This is a genomic window from Catenuloplanes atrovinosus (assembly GCF_031458235.1).
GTDB lineage: Bacteria > Actinomycetota > Actinomycetes > Mycobacteriales > Micromonosporaceae > Catenuloplanes > Catenuloplanes atrovinosus.
The window spans coordinates 8861545-8887843 of sequence record NZ_JAVDYB010000001.1 but is presented as its reverse complement, the minus strand read 5'-3'; the positions used below and the strand labels follow the sequence as shown (position 1 = coordinate 8887843).

At 72.0% G+C, this 26299-nt stretch carries 23 protein-coding genes and 1 pseudogene; 12 read left to right on the top strand and 12 right to left on the bottom strand.

From position 1 onward, the window contains the following. Positions 1 to 1035 precede the first annotated feature (1035 nt). Together J2S41_RS39690 and ligA are read right to left on the bottom strand one after the other, a co-directional pair. A pseudogene (locus J2S41_RS39690) lies at positions 1036 to 3147 on the bottom strand (putative bifunctional diguanylate cyclase/phosphodiesterase); the annotation flags it as partial. Between the two features lie 202 nt (positions 3148 to 3349). After that, positions 3350 to 5527: an NAD-dependent DNA ligase LigA gene (gene ligA, locus J2S41_RS39685; protein ID WP_310376171.1), complete on the bottom strand. Its 2178-nt coding sequence runs from the start codon at positions 5525 to 5527 to the stop codon at positions 3350 to 3352. A gap of 167 nt (positions 5528 to 5694) precedes the next feature. Here ligA and J2S41_RS39680 point away from each other — a divergent pair, with 167 nt between their 5' ends. The 5 genes from J2S41_RS39680 (at position 5695) to J2S41_RS39660 (ending at position 12201) form a co-directional block, all read left to right on the top strand. Continuing rightward, positions 5695 to 6711 carry a DUF222 domain-containing protein gene (locus J2S41_RS39680; protein WP_310376169.1) on the top strand — a complete coding sequence of 339 codons (1017 nt, stop codon included), beginning with the start codon at positions 5695 to 5697 and terminating at the stop codon, positions 6709 to 6711. A 902-nt stretch (positions 6712 to 7613) separates the two neighbouring features. Beyond that, a complete protein-coding gene (locus J2S41_RS39675) occupies positions 7614 to 7850 on the top strand; it encodes a winged helix-turn-helix domain-containing protein (protein ID WP_310376168.1) in 237 nt (78 codons plus the stop codon). 695 nt (positions 7851 to 8545) lie between these two features. Next, positions 8546 to 9916, top strand: coding sequence for a TrpB-like pyridoxal phosphate-dependent enzyme (locus J2S41_RS39670; protein ID WP_310376166.1), 1371 nt, complete (start codon positions 8546 to 8548; stop codon positions 9914 to 9916). Positions 9917 to 10370: 454 nt separating this feature from the next. Beyond that, positions 10371 to 11384, top strand: coding sequence for a uroporphyrinogen decarboxylase/cobalamine-independent methonine synthase family protein (locus tag J2S41_RS39665; RefSeq protein ID WP_310376164.1), 1014 nt, complete (start codon positions 10371 to 10373; stop codon positions 11382 to 11384). A 22-nt stretch (positions 11385 to 11406) separates the two neighbouring features. Further along, complete coding sequence (locus J2S41_RS39660; protein ID WP_310376162.1) at positions 11407 to 12201, top strand: aminotransferase class IV family protein; 795 nt, start codon at positions 11407 to 11409, stop codon at positions 12199 to 12201. Between the two features lie 12 nt (positions 12202 to 12213). Here the strand turns inward: J2S41_RS39660 and mnmA are convergent, their stop codons facing one another. From mnmA to J2S41_RS39635, 5 genes are all read right to left on the bottom strand, one after another. Continuing rightward, positions 12214 to 13293, bottom strand: coding sequence for a tRNA 2-thiouridine(34) synthase MnmA (mnmA, locus tag J2S41_RS39655; protein ID WP_310376160.1), 1080 nt, complete (start codon positions 13291 to 13293; stop codon positions 12214 to 12216). 46 nt (positions 13294 to 13339) lie between these two features. Next, a complete protein-coding gene (locus J2S41_RS39650) occupies positions 13340 to 14518 on the bottom strand; it encodes a cysteine desulfurase family protein (protein WP_310376158.1) in 1179 nt (392 codons plus the stop codon). A 211-nt stretch (positions 14519 to 14729) separates the two neighbouring features. Continuing rightward, complete coding sequence (locus J2S41_RS39645; RefSeq protein WP_310376156.1) at positions 14730 to 15689, bottom strand: electron transfer flavoprotein subunit alpha/FixB family protein; 960 nt, start codon at positions 15687 to 15689, stop codon at positions 14730 to 14732. Positions 15690 to 15705: 16 nt separating this feature from the next. Next, complete coding sequence (locus tag J2S41_RS39640) at positions 15706 to 16485, bottom strand: electron transfer flavoprotein subunit beta/FixA family protein (protein ID WP_310376154.1); 780 nt, start codon at positions 16483 to 16485, stop codon at positions 15706 to 15708. A 437-nt stretch (positions 16486 to 16922) separates the two neighbouring features. Beyond that, a complete protein-coding gene (locus J2S41_RS39635; RefSeq protein ID WP_310376152.1) occupies positions 16923 to 17738 on the bottom strand; it encodes a GNAT family N-acetyltransferase in 816 nt (271 codons plus the stop codon). A gap of 54 nt (positions 17739 to 17792) precedes the next feature. On the opposite strand from J2S41_RS39635, the gene J2S41_RS39630 reads away from it, so the two are divergent. From J2S41_RS39630 to J2S41_RS39620, 3 genes are read left to right on the top strand one after another with little or no spacing between them, the layout of a single operon-like run. After that, a complete protein-coding gene (locus tag J2S41_RS39630; RefSeq protein ID WP_310376150.1) occupies positions 17793 to 18188 on the top strand; it encodes a YidH family protein in 396 nt (131 codons plus the stop codon). Then, on the top strand, positions 18185 to 18499 hold the full coding sequence (locus J2S41_RS39625; protein ID WP_310376149.1) for a DUF202 domain-containing protein: 315 nt from the start codon (positions 18185 to 18187) through the stop codon (positions 18497 to 18499). The genes J2S41_RS39630 and J2S41_RS39625 overlap by 4 nt, the downstream gene beginning before the upstream one ends. Positions 18500 to 18544: 45 nt before the next feature. Beyond that, positions 18545 to 18940: a PLD nuclease N-terminal domain-containing protein gene (locus J2S41_RS39620; protein ID WP_310376147.1), complete on the top strand. Its 396-nt coding sequence runs from the start codon at positions 18545 to 18547 to the stop codon at positions 18938 to 18940. A gap of 172 nt (positions 18941 to 19112) precedes the next feature. Here J2S41_RS39620 and J2S41_RS39615 read toward each other — a convergent pair whose 3' ends face one another. Continuing rightward, positions 19113 to 20006, bottom strand: a complete 894-nt coding sequence (locus tag J2S41_RS39615) for a ribokinase (protein WP_310376145.1) — start codon at positions 20004 to 20006, stop codon at positions 19113 to 19115. 24 nt (positions 20007 to 20030) lie between these two features. Continuing rightward, complete coding sequence (locus J2S41_RS39610; RefSeq protein WP_310376143.1) at positions 20031 to 20840, bottom strand: ABC transporter ATP-binding protein; 810 nt, start codon at positions 20838 to 20840, stop codon at positions 20031 to 20033. A gap of 137 nt (positions 20841 to 20977) precedes the next feature. Here J2S41_RS39610 and J2S41_RS39605 point away from each other — a divergent pair, with 137 nt between their 5' ends. From J2S41_RS39605 to J2S41_RS39595, 3 genes are all read left to right on the top strand, one after another. Beyond that, positions 20978 to 21988 carry an ATP-binding cassette domain-containing protein gene (locus J2S41_RS39605; protein ID WP_310376141.1) on the top strand — a complete coding sequence of 337 codons (1011 nt, stop codon included), beginning with the start codon at positions 20978 to 20980 and terminating at the stop codon, positions 21986 to 21988. Then, positions 21985 to 22974: an ABC transporter permease subunit gene (locus J2S41_RS39600; protein WP_310376139.1), complete on the top strand. Its 990-nt coding sequence runs from the start codon at positions 21985 to 21987 to the stop codon at positions 22972 to 22974. Before J2S41_RS39605 ends, J2S41_RS39600 begins: the two co-directional genes overlap by 4 nt. A 177-nt stretch (positions 22975 to 23151) precedes the next feature. Beyond that, positions 23152 to 23523: a hypothetical protein gene (locus tag J2S41_RS39595; protein ID WP_310376138.1), complete on the top strand. Its 372-nt coding sequence runs from the start codon at positions 23152 to 23154 to the stop codon at positions 23521 to 23523. Positions 23524 to 23592: 69 nt separating this feature from the next. On the opposite strand, the gene J2S41_RS39590 is transcribed toward J2S41_RS39595, so the two are convergent. Both J2S41_RS39590 and J2S41_RS39585 read right to left on the bottom strand, forming a co-directional pair. Beyond that, a complete protein-coding gene (locus J2S41_RS39590; protein ID WP_310376136.1) occupies positions 23593 to 24513 on the bottom strand; it encodes a methyl-accepting chemotaxis protein in 921 nt (306 codons plus the stop codon). Beyond that, positions 24510 to 25199: a PAS domain-containing protein gene (locus J2S41_RS39585; RefSeq protein ID WP_310376134.1), complete on the bottom strand. Its 690-nt coding sequence runs from the start codon at positions 25197 to 25199 to the stop codon at positions 24510 to 24512. Before J2S41_RS39585 ends, J2S41_RS39590 begins: the two co-directional genes overlap by 4 nt. Positions 25200 to 25316: 117 nt before the next feature. Here J2S41_RS39585 and J2S41_RS39580 point away from each other — a divergent pair, with 117 nt between their 5' ends. Next, positions 25317 to 25793, top strand: a complete 477-nt coding sequence (locus tag J2S41_RS39580; protein WP_310376133.1) for a DUF6232 family protein — start codon at positions 25317 to 25319, stop codon at positions 25791 to 25793. Here the strand turns inward: J2S41_RS39580 and J2S41_RS39575 are convergent. After that, positions 25783 to 26247 (bottom strand): DUF6232 family protein, encoded by a 465-nt coding sequence (locus tag J2S41_RS39575; protein WP_310376132.1) that lies wholly within the window; start codon positions 26245 to 26247, stop codon positions 25783 to 25785. The genes J2S41_RS39580 and J2S41_RS39575 overlap by 11 nt on opposite strands. Positions 26248 to 26299: the final 52 nt, after the last annotated feature.

The window sequence follows — 26299 nt, the reverse complement described above, 5'->3', positions numbered from 1 at the left end:
GGTGCGCCGGGCGTGCGCTTCGGGCTTGTCGTTCGGGCTTCTCTCCGCACAGGTGTCGGCGTGCGCGCGGGCGGCGGGGCTGGGCTGCGGTTCGGTGCGGGGGGCGGGGCAGCAGTCGATGCGGGGGTCGGCCGGGAGCTGGGGGGTGGCCTCCGCCGCCGGCGCGATGAGAGCTTCCGGGGTGAGGGCGGCGGGCGCGTCCGCGGTCGCGGTCTTCGGGTGCGTGTCCGCGGGGGGTGTGCTCGCGTTGGTGTGCGGCTGTGTGGCCGCGTGCGGGGGTGGCTCGGTGTGGGCGCTCGCGGGCGGCTGTGGGTCCGCGTTCGCGGGAGACTTCGTGTCCGCGTTCGCGTGCCGCTCGGTCTCCGCGTTCGTGTGCCGCTCGGTCTCGGCGTTCGCGTTCGCGTTCGCGTTCGCGTTCGCGTTCGCGTTCGCGTTCGCGCGAGACTTCACGACCCCGTTCGCGCGTGGAGCCGCGTTCGCGTCCCGTTCCGACTCCGCGTTCGCGGGAGACTTCATATCCCTACTCGCGCGCGTTCCCATGCCCGCGTTCGCGTGCCGCTCGGTCTCCGCGTTCGCGTTCGCGCGAGACTTCACGACCCCATTCGCGCGCAGAGCCGCGTTCGCGTCCGCGTCTCGCTCCGTCTCAGCGTTCGCGTCCGCGTCCCGCTCCGTCTCAGCGTTCGCGTGAGACTTCAAGACCCCGTTCGCCCGCGGCGCCGCGTCCGCGTTCGTATCCCGCTCCGTCTCCGTCTCCTCGTTCGCGTGCGCGCGGGACTTCACGACCCCGTTCGCCTGCGGCGCCGCGTCCGCGTCCCGCTCCGTCTCCGCGTCCCGCTCCGTCTCCGCATTCGCGTTGGCGTTCGCGCGAGACTTCATGTCCCGGTTCTCGCGTGGCGCCGCGTCCGCGTTCCGTTCCGTCTCCGCGTGCGCGTGCCACGCCGTACTCGTTCCCGCACGCGTCTGCGTGGGTGCGGTGGTGCGCGGCTCCGTATATCCGTTCGCGCGTGGCTCCGTGCGCGTCTCCTGAAGGACCGGTGGGCGGTAGCGGGAGAGCCAGACGCCGAACTCCTCGGCCGGCATCGGGCGGCCGTAGAACCAGCCCTGCGCCACGTGGCATCCGGCCGCGCGCAGCTTGCGCCAGGTGCGCTCGTCCTCGACGCCCTCGGCGACCACGCGCAGGCCGAGCGCGCCGGCGAGTTCGATCGTCGACCGTACGATCGCGGCGTCGTCGCCGTCCTCGGCCATGCCGAGCACGAACGAGCGGTCGATCTTCACCTCGGACAGCGGCAGACGCCGCAGGTGCTGCATGGACGAGTACCCGGTGCCGAAGTCGTCGAGCGCGATCGCGATGCCGAGCCGGGACAGCCGGGACAGCGTGACCAGGACCCGGCGCGGGTCCGCCATCAGCGCGCTCTCGGTGATCTCCAGCTGGAGCCGGTCGGCGCTCAGTCCGTACCGATGGAGCCTGTCCTCGATCTGGTCGACGATGTCGCCGCTGTGCAGGTCCCGGACGCTGACGTTGAGCGAGGCGCGCATCGGCAGGCCCGCGTCCCGCCACGTCGCGAGCTGCTCGATGACGTCGTCGATGACGCGGCGGGTGAGCAGCCGCATCACGGCCGTGTGCTCGGCCGCCTTGATCAGCTCTTCCGGGTGGACCATGCCGCGGTCCGGGTGCCGCCAGCGCAGCAGCGCCTCCACGCCGACCACCTCGCCGGTGTCGATCGCGACCTGCGGCTGGTAGTACATGCGGATCTCGCCGGCGCCCGGCAGTTGCGGCACGTCGGCGCTCTCGGCACGGCCGCCGCCACCCGCGTCCGGTGACGCGGCGACGCCGCCGGTCACCTCGAGCGCGGTGCGCAGGTCACCGAGCAGGCTGAGCCGCTCGGGCGAGTTGTGGTCCGCCTCCGGCGCGTAGACCGCGACCGCGTCGCCACGGTGCTTGGCCTCGTACATGGCGACGTCCGCGTGGCGCATGAGCGTCTCGAAGTCGGTGCCGTGCTCGGGGTAGACCGCGACGCCGATCGACCCGCCGATGTCGAGCGGCAACCCGTCGAGCAGGACCGGCTCGTCCAGCGCCTCGGCGATCCCGGTCGCGAGCCGCCGGGCGGCCGCGGTGTCCTCCAGGCGGGGCGCGAGCACCGCGAACTCGTCCCCGCCGAGGCGGGCGAGCGTGGCGGGCGCGCGCACGACGGTCGCGAGCCGCTTGGCGACCTCGGTGAGCAGGCGGTCGCCGACCGCGTGGCCGAGCGCGTCGTTGACGCGCTTGAACCGGTCGAGGTCGAGCACGAGCAGCGCCATGTGCCGGTCGGTGTCGCCGCGCGCGGCCCGCTCCGCGTGCGCCGCGATCTGGTCGGCGACCTCGGTGAGCAGCGCCTTCCGGTTACCGAGACCGGTGAGCGGGTCGAGGCGGGAGATCTTCTCGTACGCGGTGGAGAGCCGCGCCATCCGGTAGACCGCGTAGAGCGGCACCAGGATCAGCGGGATCAGTGCGGCGCTGACGTGCGCCGCGACGACCAGCAGCGGGCTCAGGAACAGCAGCGCCCCGGCGGACAGCAGCTCGAAGCCCACGCCGCTGACGAACATGGCCGGCCACCGCCCGCCGAACCGCAGCCAGACCGCGGTGGTGACGGTGCCGTACGTGACCGCGAACCAGACCGCCGAGGCGGCGACGACCGCGAGCACGTCCGTCCACGACGGATCGCCACCGGCGCGGAACGCCGTCTCCGGCCCGGCCGTGAGCACCGCGCCGGCCGCGGCCAGCGCCAGCAGGTGCTGGGCGACGTTGAAGCCGGTGCGCCAGATGCTGCTCCGCATGCGCCACCCGGAGACCGCGACCGCGACGGCCTGCACGACCAGTGCCGGCCCCGTCCCCCAGCCGAGCATGATCGCGAACGTGATGCAGACGGAGGCCAGGATGGCCGCGCCCAGCCGGCGCCCGCCGAGGGACGTGAACGGCCGGGCGTCGATCAGCACGGCGAGGCCGGCCATGACCCAGAAGGCGGCCGGGAGGTCGGCGACCTGACCGGGGAGCGCGAGCAGCGGCACGACGGACGCGCCGGCCGCAGCCACGATCACGGCCCACACGAAGCCCAGGAACGGCACTGCCCGTTCCGGCGGCACCATGTTCCGCGGCGATGCGGGCTCCACGAGACCTCCCCCGTGTTGTAGGCCTCAGTCGACTGATAGGCCTGCGTCGACCGCATTCACGATAGGTGGACCGGCCCACCGAGGCATGAAACGGGCGTAGCCGTGACTAACTTGATATACGTCATAAGCACCCGCAATTACCGTGAGTTCTGCTGTGATAACTCTAAGTTGCAGGAAACAATCATCCGTTCGCCCGACAACTTCAGTCGGCGGACTTCTCCTCCTCCGCGCGATTGGTCGCGACGGCCCGCGCGGCCTCCGGCCCCTCGTCCAGCAGGACCGCGAACCCGGCCTCGTCCAGCATCGGCACCTTCAGGTCGACCGCCTTGTCCGCCTTGCTGCCCGGGTTCTCCCCCACCACGACGAAGTGCGTCTTCTTCGACACCGACCCGCTCACCTTGCCACCCCGCGACTCGATGGCCTCCTTCGCGGCGTCGCGGGAGAAGCCGGCCAGCGTGCCGGTGACCACGATCGTCAGCGCCTCCAGCGGCCGCGGCGTGTCGAGGTCACGCTCCTCCGCGAGCACCACGCCCGCGCCCCGCCACTTCTCCACGATCTCCCGGTGCCAGTCGACCTGGAACCACTCGACCACGCTCTCCGCGATGGTCTTGCCGACGCCGTCGACCGCGGTCAGTTCCTCCACGCTCGCACCCGCGATCGCCTCGATCGAGCCGAACGACCGCGCGAGGTCCTTGGCCGCGCTCGGCCCGACGTGCCGGATCGACAGCGCGACCAACAGCCGCCACAGCGGGCGCCGCTTGGCTTCGGCCAGGTTCTCCAGCAGCTTCTGCGCGTTGCTGCCGAGCGTGCCGTCCTTGTTCACGAAGAACGGCGACGTCATCAGCCGTTCCGCATCCACCGCGAACAGGTCGCCCTCGTCGGCGATGACGCCGTCGTCGATGAGCGCGGCGGCGGACTTGCTGCCGAGCGCCTCGATGTCCAGCACCTCGCGGCTGGCCAGGTACTCCAGGCGCCCGCGCCGCTGCGCGACGCAGTACCGGGTGTTCGGGCATCGGATGTCGATGTCCGACTCCTTCGCCGGCGCCAGCTCCGCGTCACACGACGGGCAGCGCGCGGGCATCACGAACGCGCGGGCGTCCGCCGGCCGCTTGTCCAGCACCGGCCCGAGCACCTCGGGGATCACGTCACCGGCCTTGCGCAGCACCACCGTGTCGCCGATCAGCACACCCTTGTGCTCGACCTCGCGTGCGTTGTGGAGCGTCGCCAGCGCCACGGTCGAGCCCGCCACCAGAACCGGCTCCATCACCGCGAACGGGGTGACCCGCCCGGTGCGCCCCACGTTGACCTGGATGTCGAGCAGGACCGTGGTGACCTCCTCCGGCGGGTACTTGAACGCGATCGCCCACCGCGGCGCCCGGCTGGTCGAGCCGAGCCGCCCCTGGATGGAGACCGCGTCGACCTTCACCACCACGCCGTCGATCTCGTGCTCGACCGAGTGGCGATTCTTCGCGTACTCGTCGATGAACGCGTCTATCTCCGCCGCCGTCTCCACGAGACGCCAGCGGTCGCTGGTCGGCAGCCCCCAGACCCGCAGCGCCTCGTACGCCTCGGACTGACTGACCGGCTGGAAGCCGGTCCGCGCGCCGATGCCGTGCACGACCATGCGCAACGGCCGGGACGCCGTGATCCGCGGATCCTTCTGCCGGAGACTGCCCGCCGCCGCGTTGCGCGGGTTGGCGAACGGCGCCTTGCCCTGCTCGACCAGGCTCGCGTTGAGGCCCGCGAACGCCTCGACCGGGAAGTAGATCTCGCCGCGCACCTCCACCAGTTCCGGTACGTCGTCGCCCGCGAGACGCTCGGGGATTTCGCGGATGGTGCGCACGTTCGCCGTGACATCCTCGCCGGTGTAGCCGTCGCCGCGCGTGGCCGCCCGGACCAGCCGGCCCTTCTCGTAGGTCAGGTTGATGGCGAGCCCGTCCACTTTCAGCTCACAGATGAACCGCACCGGACCGCCCGCGTCCCGGACGACCCTTTCGACCCAGATTGCAAGCTGCTCCTTACTGAACACGTTGTCGAGCGACATCATCCGCTCCGCATGCCGCACCGGAGTGAACAGCGTCGAGAACGTGCCACCGACCCGCTGGGTGGGCGAGTCCGGCGTCCTGAGCGCGGGAAACTCCCGCTCGATCGCCTCCAGCTCACGCAGCAGCGCGTCGAACTCGGCGTCCGGGATCGTGGGGGCGTCGAGCACGTAGTACCGGTACTGATGATCGGTCAGTTCGGCGCTCAGCTCCGCGTGCCGCCGGCTCGCCTCAGCCGTGGGCGGCGGACCGGCCGCGGCCACCTGCTCGGCCGTGACCTCGGCGTTCGCATCGACCTCGGGCACCCCGCCGTCGTCCCGTGCCTCGTCCGCCGCCATCGCACCGTCCCCCGTCCGCCTCGTCGCGCCGCCTCCGGCGCCTCAGCCGTCCCATGCACGGTAACGACCGGGACCGACGTTTTCGACCATCGACAGCCGAAACCCGCAACAAACCGATCGATCAACTTTATTGCGATCATTGACACGCCAGTACGACTATCGACGCCATGACGCACACCCCGGCCATCCCCGGTCAGACCGATCCGTCGTCCCTGCTCGCCGCACTCCGCGATCTCCGTGCGGCCGCGGCCACCTGCGCAAACAGCCCTGCCTGGTCCGCGCCGGACGACGACCTGCTCGCCGCCATCACCGAGGCCCACGCCGCCCAGCAGGCCATGACAGCGATCCTGCTCCATCTTATCCAGCAGGCCGACATTCGTTCGCTAACCAAGATCAAGAGACGCGCGGGTACGAGCACATGGCTCGCCGAGGAGCTGCGGCTCACCGTGCCCGCCGCCCGCCGCCTGGCCAAACGCGCCCGGCAGGTCTGCGCGCGGCCCCGCCTCGCCGCCGCGCTCCGCAACGGCGAGATCAACGCCGACCAGGCCGGCGCGATCGCCCAGGCCGTCCACACCCTGCCGGACACGGTCGACACCGCGCGCGCCGACGCCGCCGAGACCATGCTCATCGCCGAGGCCGACCAGCTCGACCCGTGGCGCCTCGCCCGGTCCGGCGACCGCGTCCTCGACGTCCTCGATCCGGCCGGCGCCCACGCCCGCGAAACCGTCCGCGCAGGCCGCGAGGCCGCCCGATCCGAAACGCGCGCCCGGCGCCGCCTCTCCGTCACCCCCGTCCCACACGGCGACGGCGTACGCCTGTCCGGCGTGCTCGACGCACGATCCGCCGCGGTCGTCGAGGCCGCTCTCAGCCGCCACGGCGCCCCGCCCTCCCCCGCCGATTCGACCGCGCGCCCGCCCAGCATCCCGGCCGGCACCGCGACCGCCGCGGAGCGCCGCGCCGACGCTCTCGTCGAGGTCTGCCGCCTGTCCCTCGACGCCGTCCCCCGCTCCGCCGCGACGACCGACATCCACCGGCCCGCCCCGGTTCCTTCGCAGCCCGGCGTGGTGATCGCGCTGAACAAGCCACACGCCCGCCGCGGCAACCGCGCCGCCCGCAAGCGCACGAAGAGTCCTCATCACGACGCGGGCAAGAACGGCCGCACCCGACAGCCTGCACGGCACTGACCGAGAAGGAGCCCGGCCTGGCCATAGGACACGTTCCGCCGCCATCGAGCGACACCAGCTGCCACAGCCTCGGAGCACATCGGCGGCGACCGACCGAGCGGAGGAACGATCGGCACCGTGGGGGGCCGTTTCCGGATCGGCCAGGGCGGCATACAGCCACCTGGCGGCGCGCCGCCCCACACACACATGCCACCCCAGCGCCACGGTGAGCCCCGGCGTCTCGCCGCTCGGTTTGAGTCGACGCCGGGGCTCGGCCTCTCCGTCAGGTTGCGAGCCAGGGAGAGGCATACCTCAGCCTAGGGCACTTAATCGACTATGTCGACGGTGAGTGACGGCCCATCGCGCCGCCTGGCATCCGCGCACCAAGCGGGGGCGGGTCACCTTCTGGGCCGGCATTCGCTTCGCGCCAGCACCCGCCGGCGAATCACAGTCGCCCATGACTGCAACTCAGCCACGCGCAACGGGCTCTGCGAATGCGAATGCAACCGAATTACGCAGGCGCCCGTGACGGTCGAGCCGGATCGACGGCGGACGTATGAATTAGCCGGTTCCGCGACGCGGACGACACAGGAGCCACCGCGCGGCATGGCTACTCTCGGCTAACCCGACAGCACTTTCACGCCATTTCCGGCGGCCTCCCGACCCACACCCTGGCGGCCACGACCAGCACGGACGCCACCGCATGGGGGCCGGAAGTGCGGAGTGGCCACGCAGCCGGCACGGACAGAGTCGTCATGCCGATGTCACCGCGGAGCAAATTCGAGTCATATCCCGATAGCATCGCAGCTCAGCGCCACTTAATCGACTATATCGACTATGTCAACTACATCGACTTGATTGACCAGAATTCGAATTCGGTGATCTACTTGGCCTTGCGAGCCAGGGAGATTAGGAGAAGCCGAATGGCGACGTCGAAGAAAGATCGAGTGTATGCGGCCATCAAGGCGCAGATACTCAGCGGGGATCTGCCGAGCGGGCACAAGATGCCGTCCACCCGGTTGCTGCAGGAGCAGTACGGCATCTCGTACGGCACGCTCAATACCGTGATCAACATGCTGAAGGCGGAGAAGCTCCTGGTCGGCTATCAGGGCGACGCCGTGTATGTCCGCAACAAGCCCGGTGAACCCCCGGAAGACTGAGCTGGATCTGCGAGTCAGCGAGCGGCCGGCCGGGCGATCATCCGTTGGGATGGTTGCCCGGCCGGTTGCCGTTGTGGCTACTCATTTCGACGGCTGAGGACGGTTAGGGCGACGGGAACGTGCGCGCCGGAGTTCATCGCGCGGTCCGGATGTCGTTGTCCCTGCGGGTTCCGGCAGCTGAGGGCGGCTAGGACGACTGGGAACGTGCGCGGCCGGAGGACATCGCGCGGTCCGGATGACGTTGTCGCTGCGGGTTCCGGCAGCTGAGGGCGGCTAAGGCAACCGGAAACGTGCACGGCCGGAGAACCTCGCGCGGTCCGGATGACGTTGTCCCTGCGGGTTCCGGCAGCTGAGGACGGCTAAGGCAACCGGAAACGTGCACGGCCGGAGAACCTCGCGCGGTCCGGATGACGTTGTCCCTGCGGGTTCCGGCAGCTGAGGGCGGCTAAGGCAACCGGGAACGTGCGCGGCCGGAGGACGTCGCGCGGTCCGGATGTCGTTGTGCGGCAGCTTTCCACTGCATGAGGCAGGCGCCCAGCCGCACGAGAGCAGATCCGCCGCGCGAGGCGGCGATCGTCCGGGTTCCGCGGGCGTGGCTTCGCGGCATTGCTGAAATCGGCGGCTATTGGCGGTTAGCGTCGCCGGGAGGCGCCCTGGGCGGACGGGCGCGTGGATCGAGAGCGGGTGCAGCGGGAATGAGCGAGCAGAACGTCACCAAGGTGCTTCTCGACGAGTCGGAGATGCCGCGACGCTGGTACAACATCGTGGCCGATCTGCCGTCGGCGCCACCGCCGGTGCTGCATCCGGGCACGCTGGAGCCGGTCGGGCCGGATGATCTCGCGCCGCTCTTTCCGATGGCGCTGATCGAGCAGGAGGTCACGAGCCAGCGGTACGTCGACATCCCGGAGGACGTGCTGGACGTGTACCGGCTGTGGCGGCCGTCGCCGCTCTACCGGGCGCGGCGGCTGGAAAAGGCGCTCGGCACGCCGGCGAGGATCTACTACAAGTACGAGGGTGTCTCGCCGGCCGGGTCGCACAAGCCGAACACCGCGGTGCCGCAGGCCTACTACAACGCGGTCGCCGGGATTCGGCGGCTGACCACGGAGACCGGGGCGGGGCAGTGGGGCACGGCGCTGAGCTTCGCGGCGGGACAGTTCGGGCTGGACTGTGAGGTGTGGCAGGTGCGCGCCTCGTACGACCAGAAGCCGTACCGGAAAATCATGATCGAGACGTTCGGGGGCGTGATTCATCCGTCGCCGTCGCGGCTGACCGCGGCCGGGCGGGCGGTGCTGGAGAAGAATCCGGACTCGCCGGGTTCGCTCGGTATCGCCATCTCCGAGGCGGTCGAGGTCGCCGCGCAGAATGCGGACACGAACTACGCGCTCGGCAGCGTTCTCAACCACGTGCTGCTGCATCAGACCGTGATCGGCGAGGAGGCGCTGCTCCAGTTCGCGAAGATCGGGGTCACGCCGGACGTGATCGTGGGCTGCACCGGCGGCGGCTCGAACTTCGGCGGCCTGGTCTTCCCGTTCCTGCGCGAGAAGCTGGCCGGGAACGTGGACGTGACGATCCGCGCGGCGGAGCCGGCCAGTTGCCCGTCGCTGACCAGGGGTGTCTACGCCTACGACTTCGGCGACACGGCGGGCATGACGCCGCTGATGAAGATGCACACGCTCGGCCACGACTTCATCCCCGACCCGATCCACGCCGGCGGCCTGCGCTACCACGGCATGTCCCCGCTCATCTCGCACATCTACGAGCTCGGGCTGATGGAGGCGGTCGCGATCCCGCAGTCCGCGTGCTTCGCGGCCGGGGTCCGCTTCGCCCGGACCGAGGGCATCGTCCCGGCTCCGGAGCCGACCCACGCGCTCGCCGCCTGCATCGACGAGGCACTGCGCTGCAAGGAGACGGGCGAGCCGAAGGTCATTCTGACCGCGCTCTGTGGTCACGGCCACCTCGACCTGGCCGCGTACGGCGCCTACCTGTCCGGCGAGATGACCGACCACGCGCTCACGGACGAGCAGTTCTCGGCCGCCATCGCCGATCTACCGTCGGTTCCCGCATAACCGCGGCCGGCCCCAACCGGATCGTCGCGCCGCTCCGGGGTGACCCCCGCCCCGCCGACCGCTGAACTGCGCCGGCCGCGTTCTGACGCGATGCGGCCCACCGTCCGGGCCGGACAGCCTCAACAGGCGGGATAAGAGCCCAACCGCGACCTGAAGAGATGCAGACCCGCGAGTCTCGGCCGGACGCCTCTTGGGCCGGTCCGCGAAGGGCGCGGGCCGGCGCAAGAGGCGCGGCGGGAGAGTCGCGGAGGGCAGCGGTGCGGGCCAACGAGAGAGACGCCGGCCAACGGGAGAGACGCGGGCTAACGCGAAAGACGCGCGGGTCACCGCCGGAGAACATGGCCAACGCGACAGACGTGGGCTGAGTTCTTCGGGGTCGCGGCTCTACGGGCCGGGGTTGGCCTCGTACGTACCGTGGGATGGTTGTCCGAACGGGATCAGTAGAGTCGGCGGTATGAGTGACGAGGCGGGATGGCCGTGGCCGGAGGGGGCGGCGACGGGGGTCGGGTCGCTGCCGGGGAGTGATGTCGCCGAGGCGCAGCGGATCATTCTGGGAGAGTTGCCCGATTTTCCGCATCTGGCCGAGCTGCCGGGCCGAGGGCCGGGGGCGGATCTCGTCGGCCGGGGCGCGGGGTTTCTCGTCGATCTGCCGGTCGAGTTGTACGCGGGGCGGTGGCGGGTCGCGGGGCGGCCGGGCAAGGATCTGCGGCGGACGCGTGACCTGCTGGAACGGGATGTCGACCAGTTGACGGAGCAGGCGGCGGGTCTGCGAGGCGGGACGGTCAAGGTGCAGGCGGCCGGGCCGTGGACGCTGGCGGCGAGCGTGGAGTTGCCGATCGGGGGGCGGCTGCTGCGGGATCACGGTGCGGTACGGGATCTGACGGCCTCGCTGGCGGAGGGGCTGGCGGCGCACGTGCGGGACGTCGCGGCGCGGCTGCCGGGGAGCACGGTCGTGTTGCAGCTGGATGAGCCGTCGATGCCGGCGGCGCTCGCGGGAAGGGTGCCGACCGAGAGCGGGCTGGGCACGTATCGGGCGGTCGAGTCGACGCTCGCGTCCGAGCTGCTGCGGCAGGTGGTGGACGCGGCGGGGGTGCCGGTGGTCGTGCACTGCTGCGCGCCGGACGTACCGCTGGATGTGATCAGGGCTTCCGGCGCGGCCGGTGTGGCGCTGGATCTGTCGCTGGTCACGCGGCTCGATCCGCTGGGTGAGGCGCTCGACGCGGGGTTGGGGCTGCTGGCGGGGGCGGCGCCCACGCTGCCGGGGGCGCGGGCGGTCACGTCGGCGGGGGTCGCGGACCGGGTGCGCAAGGTGTGGCGGGAGCTCGGCTTCCCGGCGGCGCGGTTGGCGAAGCAGGTGGTGGTGACGCCGGCGTGCGGGCTGGCGGGGGCGACGCCGGCGTACGCGCGGGCCGTGCTGTCCGCGTGCCGTGACGCGGGGCGGCGGTTGCACGAGGATTCGCTGAGCTGATTCGCCTGCGTGGAGGTGTGCGGTGACGGTGGCGGAGATCGACGGCGGCGAGGCGACGGCGGACCAGTTGCGCGCGCTCGCGCTGTCCAACTACGGGCACTTCACGTCGCTGCAGGTGCGCGGCGGGCGGGTGCGCGGGCTGCGGTACCACCTGGAGCGGCTCGACCGGCAGTCGCACGAGCTGTTCGGCCGAGGGCTGGACGGTGAGCGGGTACGCGATCATCTGCGGCATGCGCTGGGTGGGGCCGGGGACGCGTCGGTGCGGGTGACGGTCTTCGCGGACGAGGGGCGGCGGCCGAGCGCGGTGGCGCCCGGGGAGCTGCGTGTGCTGGTCACGGTGGATCCGCCGGCGCCCGCGCGGACCGAGCCGATCCGGGTGTGCGCGGTGCGCTACGAGCGGGACCTGCCGGAGGTGAAGCACGTGGCGACGTTCGGGCTGGCCTGGCATTGGCGGCGGGCGCGGGCCGCGGGGTTCGACGACGCGCTGTTCGTGGACCGGAACGGCCTGGTCAGTGAGGGTACGGTGTGGAACGTCGGCTTCTACGACGGTGCGCGTGTGGTGTGGCCGGAGGCGGGGATGCTGCACGGCGTGTCGATGCGGCTGCTCCGGGACGGGCTGGATCTGGCCGGGGTGCCGTGGGAGGTGCGGCCGGTGCCGGTGGGCGGGGTGGGGCGGTTCCCGTTCGCGTTCGCCGCCAACTCGATCAGCCCGGTGCGCCCGCTGGCGGCGGTGGACGAGGTCACGTTCGCGCCGGATCGGGCGGTGGTGGGCATGTTGGAGGCGGCGTACGAGGCGGTGCCGCCGGAGGCGGTGTGACGGCCGCGGCGATCAGGTGTGCGTGATCGTCCCCGAGCCCAGCACCACGTCTCCCGCCGGGTCCGGCCGGTACACCACGAGTGCCTGGCCGGCCGCCACTCCGCGGGCCGGCGTCGCCAGCTCCGCCGTCAGCTCACCGCCGGTCACCGACACCCGGGCCGGATACGTCTCGCCGTGCGCCCGCAGTTGCACCACGCAGTCCAGCGGCCCGTCGACGCCGTCCGCGAGCCCGGTCCACACCGGGCGGGCGGCGTGCACGGTGGACACCGCCAGCGCCGACGCGGGGCCGACCGTCACCGTGTTCGTCTTCGGCGTGATGGACAGCACGTAGCGCGGGCGGCCGTCCGGGGCCGGGACCGTCAGCCCCAGGCCCTTGCGCTGGCCGACCGTGTACGCGTACGCCCCGGAGTGCGCGCCCACCACCTCGCCGGTCGTCGAGTCGACGATGTCGCCGGGGGCGGAGCCGAGGCGGGACTCGAGGAAGCCGCGGGTGTCGCCGTCGGCGATGAAGCAGATGTCGTGCGAGTCGGGCTTCTCCGCGACGCCCAGGCCGCGCTCGGCGGCCTCCGCGCGCACCTGCGCCTTCGTCGAGTCGCCGAGCGGGAACATGGAGCGGTCGAGCTGGGCGCGGTTGAGCACGGCCAGCACGTACGACTGGTCCTTGGGCAGGTCGACGCTGCGCCGGAGCAGGCCGTCGGCGCCGAGGCGGGCGTGGTGGCCGGTGACGACGGCGTCGAAGCCGAGCGCGATCGCGCGGTCCAGCACGGCGGCGAACTTGATCTTCTCGTTGCAGCGCAGGCACGGGTTGGGCGTGCGGCCGGCCGCGTACTCCGCGACGAAGTCGTCGACCACGTCGGCGTGGAAGCGCTCGGCCATGTCCCACACGTAGAACGGGATGCCGAGCACGTCGGCGGCGCGCCGCGCGTCCCGGGAGTCCTCGACCGTGCAGCAGCCGCGGGCGCCGGTGCGGAACGTCTGCGGGTTGCGGGACAGCGCCAGGTGGACGCCGGTCACGTCGTGGCCGGCGTCGACGGCGCGGGCCGCCGCCACCGCCGAGTCGACGCCGCCGGACATAGCCGCGAGAACACGCACGTGAAACACCCTCCCCGGGAAAGCTCAGATCAACGGTACTAGCGGCTCAGCCGAGAACCGATTTGATTACCCCGGCCCGGCGTGCCCGTTCGACCGCGGCGGGCAGCGCGGTGATCAGCGCGTCGACGTCGGCGGGCGTGGAGGTGTGGCCGAGCGTGAACCGCAGCGACGAGCGCGCGCGGTCGTCGTCCGCGCCCATCGCGATCAGCACGTGGGACGGCTGCGCCACGCCGGCCGAGCAGGCGGACCCGGTGGAGCAGTCGATGCCCTGCGCGTCCAGCAGGAGCAGCAGCGCGTCGCCCTCGCAGCCGGGGAAGGAGAAGTGCGCGTTGCCGGGCAGCCGGTCCTCGGGCGCGCCGTTGAGTATCGCGTCCGGCACCGCCTCGCGCACACCGGCGACGAGCCGGTCGCGGAGGCCGCCGACGCGTGCCGCGTACTCCTGCTGGTTCTTGACCGCGGTTTCGACCGCGACCGCGAACGCGACGATGCCGGCCGCGTCGAGCGTGCCGGAGCGGACGTCACGCTCCTGGCCGCCGCCGTGCAGCAGTGGCGTGACCGCGACGTCGCGGCCGAGCAGCAGCGCGCCGACGCCGACCGGGCCGCCCAGCTTGTGCCCGGTGACGGTGAGCGCGGACGCACCGCTCGCGCCGAAGTCGACCGGGACCTGACCGACGGCCTGCACCGCGTCGGTGTGGAACGGGATGCCGCGCTCGGCGGCGAGCGCGGCCAGCTCCGCGATCGGCTGCAGCGTGCCGACCTCGTTGTTGGCCCACATCACGGTGATCATGGCGATCGCGTCGCCGTAGGCGTCGAGTTCGGCCGCGAGCGTCTCGGGCCGGATCCGGCCGCTGGCGTCCGCGTCGAGCCAGCCCGCGCCGGCGCGCTCGTGCGCGACCAGCCAGTCGACCGAGTCCATGATCGCGTGGTGTTCGACGCCGCTGGCGACCACCCGGGTGCGGGCCGCGTCGGCCGCGCGCCGCGCCCAGAACAGGCCCTTGACCGCGAGGTTGTCGCTCTCGGTCCCGCCGCTCGTGAAGATCACCTCGGAGGGCCGGGCGCCGAGCGCCGCGCCGATCCGCTCCCGCGACTCCTCGACGCGCTGGCGTGCGTGGCGGCCCGCGGCGTGCAACGACGACGCGTTGCCGACCTCGCGGGCCGTGGCGACATATGCCTCGAGCGCCTCGCTGAGCATCGGCGTGGTCGCGGCGTGATCCAGGTAGGCCATCACCCCTTAGCGTACCGGTCCTTACCTACCGGCCCATCGGCGCTGACCACAGTCTGGGCGCCACCCCGCGAACCCCATCAAAACCACAGAATCGCCACGGTACGCAGTGGCCCGCGCGACGGCCCGGCGGACGCGCACGGCGAGACGCCGCGCGGACGGGTAAGGGCCGGGCGCACCACGAGACGTGCGCCCGGCCCCGGCCGTGAAAACCCTACTTGCGCTTGCGGATCTCGTCCGCGGCCTGCGGCACCACCTTGTTCAGGTCGCCGACCACGCCGAAGTCGGCCAGCTCGAAGATCGGCGCCTCGGCGTCCTTGTTCACCGCGACGATCGTCTTCGAGGTCTGCATGCCGGCCCGGTGCTGGATCGCGCCGGAGATGCCGAGCGCGACGTACAGCTGCGGGGACACGGTCTTGCCGGTCTGCCCGACCTGGAACTGATGCGGGTAGAAGCCGCTGTCGACCGCGGCCCGGGACGCGCCGACCGCGCCGCCGAGCAGGTCGGCCACCTCCTCGACCAGCTTGAAGTTGTCCGCGCTGGCCACGCCGCGGCCGCCGGCCACCACGACCGACGCCTCGGTGAGCTCCGGGCGCGAGCCCTTCTGCTCCGCGACCCGGTCGACGACCTTGGCCAGCTTGTCCGTCTCGGCCGGGGTGACCGCGACCGGCTCGACCGCCGGGTTCGCCGGGGCGGGCACGGGGGTGACCGAGTTCGGCCGGAGCGCCACGATGGGCAGGCCACGGGTCACCTTGGACTTGACGATCGTGGCGCCGGCGAACGCGACCTGGGTGGCGGTGCCGTCCGCGTCCAGGCCGACCGCGTCGGTGAGCACGCCGTTGTCCAGCTTGATCGCGAGCCGGGCCGCGATCTCCTTGCCCTCCTGGGTGGAGGCGAGCAGCACGGCGGCCGGGGAGACGCTCCGGACCAGTTCGGCCAGCACGGTCGCCTTGGGCGCGACCAGGTAGCCGTCGATCTCCTCGCTCTCCGCCGCGTAGATCTTCTCCGCGCCGTACTCCGCGAGCTTGTCGGTCAGTGCCGCGGCGGCGCCGGGGCCGCCGAGCACGACGGCCGACGGGGAGCCGATCTCACGCGCGAGCGTGAGCAGCTCCAGGGTGACCTTCTTCACGCCGAAGGCCGCGGTGGCCTCGACGACGACGAGAACCTCTGCCATGTCCGCAGGCCCCTTCTCAGACGAACTTCTCGGTGGCGAGGAACTCGACCAGCTTCACGCCGGCGTCGCCCTCGTCGACGATCTTCTGACCGGCGGAACGCGGCGGGCGCTTCGCGTGGTCGACGACGGTGCTGGTGGCGCCCGCGAAGCCGACCTCGGACGCGGGCACGCCCAGGTCGGCCAGGGACAGCGTCTCCACCGGCTTCTTCTTCGCGGCCATGATGCCCTTGAAGGACGGGTACCGCGGCTCGTTGATCGTGTCCCACACCGAGACGACGGCCGGGGTGGAGGCGGTGACCACCTCGTACCCCTCCTCGGTCTGCCGTTCGACGGTCAGGGTGCCGCCGTCGACCGTGAGCTTGCGCGCGCCGGTGAGCGCGGCGACGCCCAGCCGCTCCGCGAGCATGTGCGGGAGCACCTGGACGCGGCCGTCGGTGGACTCCGCGCCGCACAGCACGATGTCCGCGTTCAGCCGGCCGAGCGCGGTCGCGATCACCTTGGAGGTGGCGACGGCGCAGGAGCCGTGCAGCGCGTCGTCGACGATGTGCACGGCCTTGGCCGGACCCATCGAGAGCGCCTTGCGGATCGACTCGGTGGCGCCGGACGGGCCCATGGTCAGCACCGTGACCTCGCCGCCGTGCGCCTCCGTGATCTTCAACGCCTCCTCGATGGCGTACTCGTCCATCTCGTTGATGACGTTGCTCGCCGACCCGCGGTCCACGGTGTTGTCGTCAGCACGCAGAGACCGTTCGGCACCGGAGTCCGGTACCTGCTTGACCAGTACCACAATGTTCATCGCGCTTCGACGACCCTCCTGTTAAACGGTTCTCGCCCGACGCCTGAATTCTCGTCCGGAACCAAGTCCTGGGAGCAACCGGGGCAGGTTCAGGCTTGCCCGGCTGCGTCATCGGGGTCAACCACCCGGCGTGTGCGGTCGACCACGCCCCATGTTACTTGCAGGTAAGTTACCCCGGCCCCGCACGGAGAGTGACACACCTCACCCGGGCGCGCCCCGAAACCGCTAGAGTCAACCCAGCGGGAGGAGTCGTGATATGTCAGTGCAAATCGCTCCAGTGCGGGCGGATGCCGGGTGGACGGCACCGTGGTTCACCGGCCGCGTGACCGCGACCGGCCACCGCCGCCGGAAGCGCCCCGACGACCATCTCTGCGTCTGCGGACGGCTCCGGGACGAGTGCGTCCGCGTCGCCGTCCGCGCGCTCTGGAGCGTCTGAGTCAGGGGCGGAACACGTACGGCGTGGTGGTGGTCAGCGGCGTGAAGCCCAGCCGTTCCAGGATCGGGCGGCTGGAGTCGGACGCGTCCACCTGGAGCAGCGTGAACCCGCGCTGGTCGGCCAGCCGCGCCCGGTACGCCACCAGCGCCTTGTAGATGCCGCGCCGCCGGTGCTCCGGATGCGTGCCGCCACCCCACAGCGTGCCGAACGCGGTGCCGGCGACGTACCGGATCCAGGCGGCGCAGACCACGGTGCGCGCCTCGTCGTCCGTCTCCGCCACCACGATCGTCACCGACTGCGGGTCGGCCGCGATCTCCCGCTCCATCGCGTCCGCCCACCACTGCCGGGACGTACCCGGGTAGATGATCTCCCCGAGCCGGGCGATCCGGTCCAGGTCCGCGCGTGCGGTGACCTCGCGCAGGCGTACCCCCTCGGGCACCACCGGCACCGCGGCCGCGAGCGGCGCGACCGCGCCGACCACCACGGTCTCCGTCGCCTCCGGCACGAACCCGGCCGCGCGCAGCCGGTCCGCCAGGTCCGCGGGGCGGTCGTGACCGTGCAGCTTCCACTCCACGCTCTCGCCGCGCTCCGCGAAGTACGCGGTCTGCCGGGCGATCAGCGCGTCCAGCTCCGCACCGTCGAGCCCGCCCAGGTCGGGGTAGGTGATGAAGCCGCCCTCGTCCAGGCCGCGCAGCCGCACCAGCGGGCCGTCCCGCTCGACCGTGGCGCCGGCCGGCAGCGGGTCGGGCAGGTGTGCGCGCAGCTGCGAGTCGTACGCGGCGAGCAGGTCGGTGGCGTGGAGATCCGGTGTGGTCACGAGCACCAGCCCAGCACAGCGCGCGGGTTACCGCCAGCCGGTTAGGCTCACCGCGTGCGCGCGCTGCTCAAGAGCTGGTTCGACCCCGCGGACGTCCAGCGGGTCGGCTCCACGCCGGACTACCGCTTCTCGCTGGCCAACGAGCGCACCTTCCTCGCCTGGATCCGCACCGGGCTGGCGCTGGTGGCCGGCGGGCTGGCCGCGTTCCAGTTCCTGCCGCGGATGCCGCTGACGTACCTGCGCGAGACGATCGCGGTGGTGCTGCTGGCACTCGGCGGCGCGGTCGCGTTCCACTCCGTACGGCACTGGACCCGCACCGAACGGGCGATGCGGCTGGACCAGGACCTGCCGCCCTCGCACTTCCCGGCGCTGCTGGCCGGCGGCGTCACGCTCGGCGCGCTGGCGCTCGCCGCGATCCTGATCTACCAGGCCGCGCAGGAGACGCCGTGACCCAGCCGGTGCACGGACCCGGCGTACCGATCATCCGGACCGGCCTGGCCTGGCGACGCACCGCGCTGTCCTTCGCCGCGGTCACGCTGCTGGCGCTGCGCCTGGCGCTCACCTCCGACGCCGGCGCCCCGGTCGCCGCGGGCGGCGCGCTCGCCGCGCTCGCCGCCTGCGCGGTCGCGGTGCTGGCGACCCGGCGCCGGGTGGCCGCCCTACGGCACGGCCGCACCTCACTCAACGCCCGAGTGTTACTACTGTGCGCGATACTGACGGCCGGTTACGTCATCATCGGTGCCGTTTTGATGATCCTCTGACGGCACTGACTGCCGATCCGGCGTTTCGCGCGGCATCATTGCGAGATGGCTCGACTGTTCGCGCTCGTCTTCCTGCTGCAGATCGCGATGGCGGTCGTGGCCCTGATCAGCTGTCTCTCCGCGGAGCCGGAGCAGATCCGGCGCCTGCCCCGCCTGCTCTGGGCCGCCGTGATCGTGTTCATCCCGGTCGCCGGCCCGATCCTCTGGTTCACGACCGGCCGCTCCCGCCCGTCCGACGGCGCCGACTCCACCCCTCGCCGCCCCACGGCCCCCGACGACGACCCGGACTTCCTCCGCACCCTCGACGCGGACAAGGCCCGCCGCGACCGTGAACTGTTCGAGCGCTGGGAGGACGACCTCCGCCGCCGCGAGGAACAACTCCGCCACGACGAGGACCCCCACAACCCCGAACTCCGCAACGAAAAAAACGGCGACGCCTAACCCCCCTCCGGCCTGTCCACCCCCACCCGCGCGCCGATCGCGCGCCCCGGCACGCCCACTCCCGTCGATCTAGGCGCAATTCACGTGATTAGAGATCGATGCGCCGGAATCCGCCCTTGATCGACGCCGACAGTGCGGCGCCGACAGTGCGGCGCCGCTGGGGCGGTGTGGGTTAGGGGGTGGTGGCGAAGAGGGCGTCGATGTCGGAGCGCATGGGGAGGGAGTTGCTGGCGCCGAGGCGGCGGACGCAGGCGGCGCCGGCGGCGGCGGCCCAGCGGACGGCGTCGGGGAGGGGGCGGCCCTCGCCCCAGGCTACGGCGAGGGCGCCGGTGAAGGCGTCGCCGGCGGCGGTGGAGTCGACGGTCTGGACCGGGAAGGCGGGGACGCGCAGGTCGGTGCCGTCGCGGTCGACGAAGCAGGCACCCTCGGCGCCGAGCGTGAGGACGGCGCGGGTGACGTAGTCGAGCAGGGCGCGGGGCTCGTCGCGGCCCCTGCCGGTGATGGTGGCGGCCTCGCCCTCGTTGACCACCAGCAGGTCGACGGCGTCGAGCAGGTCGGGCGGGAGCGTGCGGGCGGGGGCGGCGTTGAGGATGACGCGGGTGCCGGCGGCGTGGGCGGCGACGGCGGCCTCGGTGACGGTCTCCAGCGGGATCTCGAGCTGGCAGAGGAGCACGTCGGCCTCGCGTACGGCGGCGAGTTCCTGGTCGGTCAGGCGGGTGAACGCGGCGTTCGCCCCGGGCGTCGCGATGATCGAGTTCTCACCCCTGGTGTCGACCATGATGACCGCGACGCCGGACGTGCCGTAGACGATCCGGACCCGGGACGCGTCCACGCCGGAGGCGCCGAGCCGGGCCTTCAGCGTCACGCCGAACGAGTCGGAGCCGATCGCGCCCAGGAAGCACGTCTGCGCGCCGGCCCGGGCGGCGGCGATCGCCTGGTTGGCGCCCTTGCCGCCGGGCATCTGCAGGAACTCGGTGCCGAGCACGGTCTCGCCGGGCCGCGGCAGCCGCGGCGCGATGCCGACCAGGTCCATGTTCGCGCTGCCGGCGACGACCACCCGAGTCATCCGCGCACCTTTCCGAAGCCGGGATCAGGCCGCACGGGCGGTGTACCGCCCGGCGGAGCGCTCCACCACCAGCGGCAGGCCGAACGCCTTCGACAGGTTGTCGCCGGTGATCACGTCGGTCAGCAGGCCCTGCGCCACGACCGCGCCCTCGCGCAGCAGCAGCGCGTGGGTGAACCCGGGCGGTATCTCCTCGACGTGGTGGGTGACCAGCACGGTGGCCGGCGCGTCCGGGTCCATCGCCAGCGTGGCGAGCCGGCCGACCAGGTCCTCGCGCGCGCCCAGGTCGAGCCCGGCGGCCGGCTCGTCGAGCAGCAGCAGCTCCGGGTCGGTCATCAGCGCGCGGGCGATCAGCACGCGCTTGCGCTCGCCCTCGGAGAGCGTGCCGAACGTACGGTCGGCGAGGTGTCCCACGCCGAACTGGTGCAGCAGCGCCCGGCCGCGCGCCTCGTCCTGCCGCTCGTAGCGCTCCCGCCAGCGGCCGACCACCGACCAGGCCGCGGTGAGCACGGCGTCGACCACCCGCTCCTCGCCCGGGATCTGCTGTGCCAGGTGCGCGGTGGAGATGCCGATCCGGGTGCGCAGCTCGTTGACGTCGGTGCGGCCGAGCCGCTCGTTCAGCACGTGGACCGTGCCCGTGGTCGGGTGCAGCCGGCCGGAGGCCAGGTTGAGCAGGGTGGTCTTGCCGGCGCCGTTGGGGCCCAGCACGACCCACCGCTCGTCCAGCTCGACCTGCCAGCTCACGTCCCGCAGCAGGTGCGTGCCGGAACGAACGACGCCGGCCGACTCCAGGGCGATCACGAGATCCTCAGACACGCTTCCCATCCAACCACGCATTCTCCGCGGCGCCCCGGCTGGGGAACTCGTTCGCGCATCCCGCGCGGCGTGGCGGTCGTCACGGGCGACACCTCGGCAATGCCGCGACCGGGGACGGCCGGGCCGTAGGCTGCCCGCGTGACGACGAGGGGAGACGGATGCCTCCGGTGATCGAGATCGCGGGGCTCCGCAAGGGCTACCGCAGGCTGCGCGGTGGGACGCACCGCGCGCTGGACGGGTTCGACATGCTGGTCGAGCCGGGGCAGGTGCACGGGTTTCTCGGGCCGAACGGGTCGGGCAAGACCACCACGCTGCGCGCGCTGCTCGGGCTGGTCCGCGCGGACGCCGGCGAGATGCGGATTCTCGGCCACTCCTCGCCGTCCGCGCTGCCGCAGGTGATCGGCCGGGTCGGTGCGATCGTGGAGAGCCCGCAGTTCTTCGGCAACTTCAGCGGGCGCCGCATGCTCTCGTTGCTGGCGACCGCGGGCGGCGTGCCGCAGACGCGGGTGGAGGAGGTGCTGGCCCAGGTCGGGTTGCGGGAGCGCGGCAAGGACATCATCAAGACCTATTCCCTGGGTATGAAGCAGCGCCTGGCCGTGGCGTCCGCGCTGCTCAAGGCGCCGGAGCTGCTGATCCTGGACGAGCCGGCGAACGGGCTGGACCCGGCCGGCATCCGGGAGATGCGCGAGCTGGTCCGCGCGCTCGCGGCGCAGGGCGTGACGGTGCTGATCTCCAGTCACATCCTCGGCGAGATCCAGCTGATCTGTGACTCGGTCACGATCATCTCGCGCGGCCGGCGGGTGCTCGCCGGGCCGGTCAGCGGCGTGCTGGACGACTTCGACCGCGGCGACTTCCGGATCCGGGTGTCCGACCTGCCCCGGGCCGCGCAGGCGCTGAGCGCGGCCGGCGTCGCGGTGACGGCCGCGCCGGACCACCTGGTGGCGCACCGCGTCACGGAGCCGGCCCGGCTGACCGAACTGCTCGGCGGCCAGGGGCTGTGGATCTCCGAGCTGTCGCCGCTCACGCCGGACCTGGAGAGCGTCTTCCTGCGGCTCACCGACACCGCGCCCGCGTCGGGCGAGGCGAAGCAGGTGGACGACTCGGTGCTGCCGCCCGCGCCGCCGTCGGCGCTGAACGAGTTCACGGTCCAGCCGGAGGTGCCCCGATGACGACCCCCACCCACACCGGAAGCCTCCTGCTGGCGGAGTTCCGGCGCCTGGTGGCTCGCCGGTTCGTACAGCTGATGGCCGTGCTCCTGGTCGGCGCGTGCCTGATCGCGATGGTCAGCACCGTGGCCAGCTCGCACACCCCGACCGACGCGGAGCTGCGCGACGCGACCCGGCAGGCGGCCGACCGGCTCGCGGACGACCGCGAGTACTACCGGATGTGCTCGGCCGGCAGCCGGCCCACCATGCCGTGCGTGGAGCCGGACCCGGCCGACTACCGGGCGGAGGACTACCTCTACGGCACGTTCGTGTTCGCCAAGGAGATCCCGGGCCTGGTGTACTTCGTGGCGGTCTTCCTGGCGCTGTTCGGCTTCCTGGTCGGCGCGTCGTTCATCGGCGCCGAGATGTCCTCCGGCGGCCTGACGAACCTGCTGCTCTGGCGGCCGCGGCGCGGCGTCGTGCTGGGCGCGAAGCTGGGCGTGGTGACGGCGGCGGTGGGCGTGCTCTCGGTCGTGGTGGTCGCCGGGTATATCGGCGCGTTCTGGGGTGTGAGCGCGATCAGCGGGTTCGCGGGTGACACGTCGGGCACGTTCTGGCCGGATCTGACGCTGCTGGCCGTGCGCTCGCTGCTGCTGGTGCTGGCCTGCACGGTGATCGGCTTCTCGATCGCGGCGCTGGGCCGGCACACCGCGGCGGCGCTGGGCGTGGTGGCGGCGTACGCGGTGCTCTGGGAGGTCGGGCTGCGGATCGTGCTGGCCACCGTGGAGGCGTCGAAGCCGGACCTGTGGATGCTGACCAGTTATCTGGCCGCGTTCGTGGACGGGCGGGTGACGTTCTACAGCTCGTACGCCGGGTGCGAGATCTACAGCGTGGACTGCTCCAACGAGTACGTGCTGACCTGGGTGGACGGCACGCTGGTCGGCGGCGCGGTCACGGTGGCGGCCGCGGTCGCGGCGTTCGTGCTGACGCAGCGGCGGGATCTGGCCTGACACGTGCGCGGTCGAGGTCGTATATCCGTTTTGCCGGTTTTGACCGTGCGGCCGGTCGCGTATCAGCCGATCAGTTATAACTGACGGTCATCGTACGGATTCGCTGAGTGAAGTCCGCAAAGTCGGACATGATCCTGGAGTGCCTCATAATGGGCACTCTGAAGGGAGATGTCTGAAATGCGAAGTGTTAAGCGTTCGGTTGCCCTGTCCCTGGTCGCGCTCGCGGCCGGCGGTGCCGTGAGCCTGGGTGCGGCCGGTGCCGCGCAGGCCTCGCCGTCCCACGACGGGGTCGCCGTGACCCACGAGCGCGACCGCGACCGCGATCGGGACCACGACCGCGACTGGGGCCGCGACCGGCACGACGGCCGCTGGGACGACCACGACCGCCGGTCGAGCTGGCAGTACGCCGGCACCTACCGCAGCTGGCACAGCTGCGAGAAGGTCGGCTACCTGGGCGAGATCTCGCACCGCTGGCGCGACTCCAAGTGCGTCGGCGGCGGCTGGGGCGGCGTCAAGCTGTTCGTCAAGAGGTACGGCTGGGGCGGCTAGTCAGGCGGCCGGGCGCGCTTCCCGGGCGCGCCCGGCCTTCGCCGCGGGCAGCGGGACGAAACGTGGTCCTCAGGATTCGCGGACGAGGGTGACGAAGCGGCTGACCTCGGAGCGCAGCACCTCGGCGAGTTGGGAGAGGCCGGCCTGTCCGGAGTCGTGGGTGCCGTCGACGGCGGTGGCGATGCCCTCGACGAGGCCGCTCATCTCGCGGATGTTGCCGGTGACGCGTTCCAGGACCTGGATGGCGCCGACCGCGGCGGCCTGGACCGTCGAGACCTGGTTGATGATGCTCTCGCTGGAGTTCGCGGTCTCGGTGGCGAGCGTCTTGACCTCGTTGGCGACCACGCTGAAGCCCCGGCCGGCCTCGCCGGCGCGCGCGGCCTCGATGGTCGCGTTCAGCGCGAGCAGGCGGGTCTGCGAGGCGATCTGGGTGATCAGGTCGACGGCCTGGCGGATCTGGTCGGACGCGTCGCGCAGCGAGCTGACCGAGCCGAGTCCGCGCTCCGCGTCCGCGACCGCGTCCCGGGCGAACGTGGAGAGGTTGTTCGCGGTGGCGCCCATCTCGGTGGCGGCGGTGGCGACCTGCTCGGAGACGGTGAGGACGGCGGATTCGAGCTGGTCGGCGAGTCCCATCCGGCCGAGCTTGGCGGCGTCGACCGCGTGCACGCCCTCCTTCATGTTGTCGCTGGCCCGGTTGATCGTGGTGGCGGCCTGCTCGAACGAGCCGCGCATGCCGCGCGGCAGGAACCGGCGGTGAAAGCGGTTCTCGGCGGACGCGGTGAGCGCGGCGCCGGACTCGCGGACGAACGCGTCCGTGGTGTCGAGCAGCCGGTTCACCGCCTGGCGGGCGGCCTCGGCGCGCGGGTCGTCGCCGAGCTGCGGGACCCGGGCCTCCAGGTCGCCGGCGGCGGCGCGGTCACAGATCTGCGCGATGAGGGTCAGCGCCTCGCCGTCGGAGGCCTCCGGGGCGGCCTTGGCGCGGCGCCTCACGCGTGCCTGCCGGACGTCACGTTCTTCACGACCTTGACCGGTTTGCGGTTCCGGGGGCCGGCCGGGGACGGCGCGGGACCGGAGTTGAGCCGGCCGGTGCGGGCCGGGGTGGCCTGGTGGGGCGCGTTGTGCGCGGCGGACGGCGGCGGCTCCGCGCCGAGCGTGAGGTCGAAGACGAACTCCTCGTACGTACGGCCGCGCGCGGCCAGCTCGTCCTGGAGCATCCGCCACGACGCGTCCAGCCCTTCGGCGGCGCTGTGGTGCCGCCTCTCCTCCGCGCGCAGCCGCGCGTAGAGGTCCTTGACCGCGGCGATCGCGGGCCGGTCGGGCCGGCGGCGGGACGAGTGGTAGCCGACGATCCGGCCGGCGGCGTCGCGGGACGGCGTGACGTGCGCGAGCACCCAGTACTCGGCGCCGTCCGAGGCCATGTTCACCACGTACGCGAAGATCTCCCGGCCCTCGCGGAGCGTGTCCCAGAGCAGCTTGAACACGGCGCGGGGCATGTCCGGGTGCCGGATGATGTTGTGCGGCCGGCCGATGACCTCGTCCTCGTCGAAGACGGAGAGGCGCAGGAACACGTCGTTCGCGTACGTGATGACGCCCTTCATGTCCGTCTTGGTCACGATGATCTCGTGATCGGCGAAGGTCCGCTCGACACCGGTCGGGCGCACGTCCGTGCGTCTCATGTCGTCACCGCCTCCGCGCGAAAAGAGCGTTCATGAGAATGGTGCGCGATCGGGCTGATGGATGACGGGGGTTTGGAAGACTTTCCGGCCGGTACGCGGATGAGGTTCCCTATAGGCGTGACCGTCTATTACCGGGACGACAGCGTCGAGGTGACCTCCGCCCAGCTCCGGGTCGAGGCGGCCGCGTACCCGATCTCCCAGCTGGAGTACGTCTGGCACACGCGCAGCCGGTTCACCTCGCGCGGCGCGGCCCGGCGGCTGATCCGCTGGCTGATCGTCACGGTGCTCACCGTGCCCGGCGTGCTGCTCGCGCTGGTCCTGATCGGGCTGCCGTTCATCCAGGTCGACGGCGAGCTGAACCTCGGCGTGCTGGCGCTCGGCCTGGTCGCCTGCGCGGTGCTGGCGATCGCGCTCGCGCCGCTGCTGGAGGTGCCGCTCACGGTGCTGGACCGGATCAACGACCGCGGCGTGGAACAGCACGAACTCTGGGCGCAGATCGTCGGCGAGCAGGTGCTGCTGTTGCAGACGCACGACGCGACCCGGTTCGGGCAGATCTACCGCGCGGTCCAGCGGGCGGTCGAGGCTAGCTCCTGACCCCGCTGCTCTCCACGGCCCGTTGCAGGGCCCGGTAGATCTGGTTGAACCGGCGCGCGTCCGTGCTGTGCAGCAGCCGCACCGGCGCGCCGCCGATCAGCGCCCACAGCTCCAGCTCGCGGGTGCCCCGGTCGTAGGAGCGGTCGACCTGGTCGAGCAGCAGGTCCGCGACCGGCACCGCGGCCAGGCCGACCACCACGGAGCCGGCCACGATCGCGGCCGTGACCGCGATGGACGTCTCCAGCAGCAGCGCGACCAGGATGCCGAACGTGGCCGCGACCAGCGGGCCGAGCATGAGCAGGCCGAGCGCGCCGCGGTTGACGACGCCGCTCCACCGGCGGGAGCCGCGACGGTGCCAGACGCGGTGCAGCGCGGAGATCGGGTACCCGGCCGGCCCGACCCGGAGCCGGTCGGAGGTTATCTCGACCGTCGCGTCCCGGTAGTACGTGACCATGCTTCCTGTGTACCCGATGTTTCTGTCCGTAGTCTGATCCCTACCCGACGGG

Excerpts from the sequence above, each read along its gene's own strand:
- J2S41_RS39585 (WP_310376134.1), bottom strand. The coding sequence starts at position 25,199 with ATGAGACGCACGGACGTGCGCCCGACCGGTGTCGAGCGGACCTTCGCC.
- J2S41_RS39680 (WP_310376169.1), top strand. The coding sequence starts at position 5,695 with ATGACGCACACCCCGGCCATCCCCGGTCAGACCGATCCGTCGTCCCTG.
- J2S41_RS39645 (WP_310376156.1), bottom strand. The coding sequence starts at position 15,689 with ATGGCAGAGGTTCTCGTCGTCGTCGAGGCCACCGCGGCCTTCGGCGTG.
- J2S41_RS39615 (WP_310376145.1), bottom strand. The coding sequence starts at position 20,006 with ATGACTCGGGTGGTCGTCGCCGGCAGCGCGAACATGGACCTGGTCGGC.
- J2S41_RS39650 (WP_310376158.1), bottom strand. The coding sequence starts at position 14,518 with ATGGCCTACCTGGATCACGCCGCGACCACGCCGATGCTCAGCGAGGCG.
- J2S41_RS39675 (WP_310376168.1), top strand. The coding sequence starts at position 7,614 with ATGGCGACGTCGAAGAAAGATCGAGTGTATGCGGCCATCAAGGCGCAG.
- J2S41_RS39620 (WP_310376147.1), top strand. The coding sequence starts at position 18,545 with ATGGCTCGACTGTTCGCGCTCGTCTTCCTGCTGCAGATCGCGATGGCG.
- J2S41_RS39600 (WP_310376139.1), top strand. The coding sequence starts at position 21,985 with ATGACGACCCCCACCCACACCGGAAGCCTCCTGCTGGCGGAGTTCCGG.
- J2S41_RS39670 (WP_310376166.1), top strand. The coding sequence starts at position 8,546 with ATGAGCGAGCAGAACGTCACCAAGGTGCTTCTCGACGAGTCGGAGATG.
- J2S41_RS39665 (WP_310376164.1), top strand. The coding sequence starts at position 10,371 with ATGAGTGACGAGGCGGGATGGCCGTGGCCGGAGGGGGCGGCGACGGGG.
- J2S41_RS39640 (WP_310376154.1), bottom strand. The coding sequence starts at position 16,485 with ATGAACATTGTGGTACTGGTCAAGCAGGTACCGGACTCCGGTGCCGAA.
- J2S41_RS39610 (WP_310376143.1), bottom strand. The coding sequence starts at position 20,840 with ATGCGTGGTTGGATGGGAAGCGTGTCTGAGGATCTCGTGATCGCCCTG.
- ligA (WP_310376171.1), bottom strand. The coding sequence starts at position 5,527 with ATGGCGGCGGACGAGGCACGGGACGACGGCGGGGTGCCCGAGGTCGAT.
- J2S41_RS39605 (WP_310376141.1), top strand. The coding sequence starts at position 20,978 with ATGCCTCCGGTGATCGAGATCGCGGGGCTCCGCAAGGGCTACCGCAGG.
- J2S41_RS39575 (WP_310376132.1), bottom strand. The coding sequence starts at position 26,247 with ATGGTCACGTACTACCGGGACGCGACGGTCGAGATAACCTCCGACCGG.
- J2S41_RS39595 (WP_310376138.1), top strand. The coding sequence starts at position 23,152 with ATGCGAAGTGTTAAGCGTTCGGTTGCCCTGTCCCTGGTCGCGCTCGCG.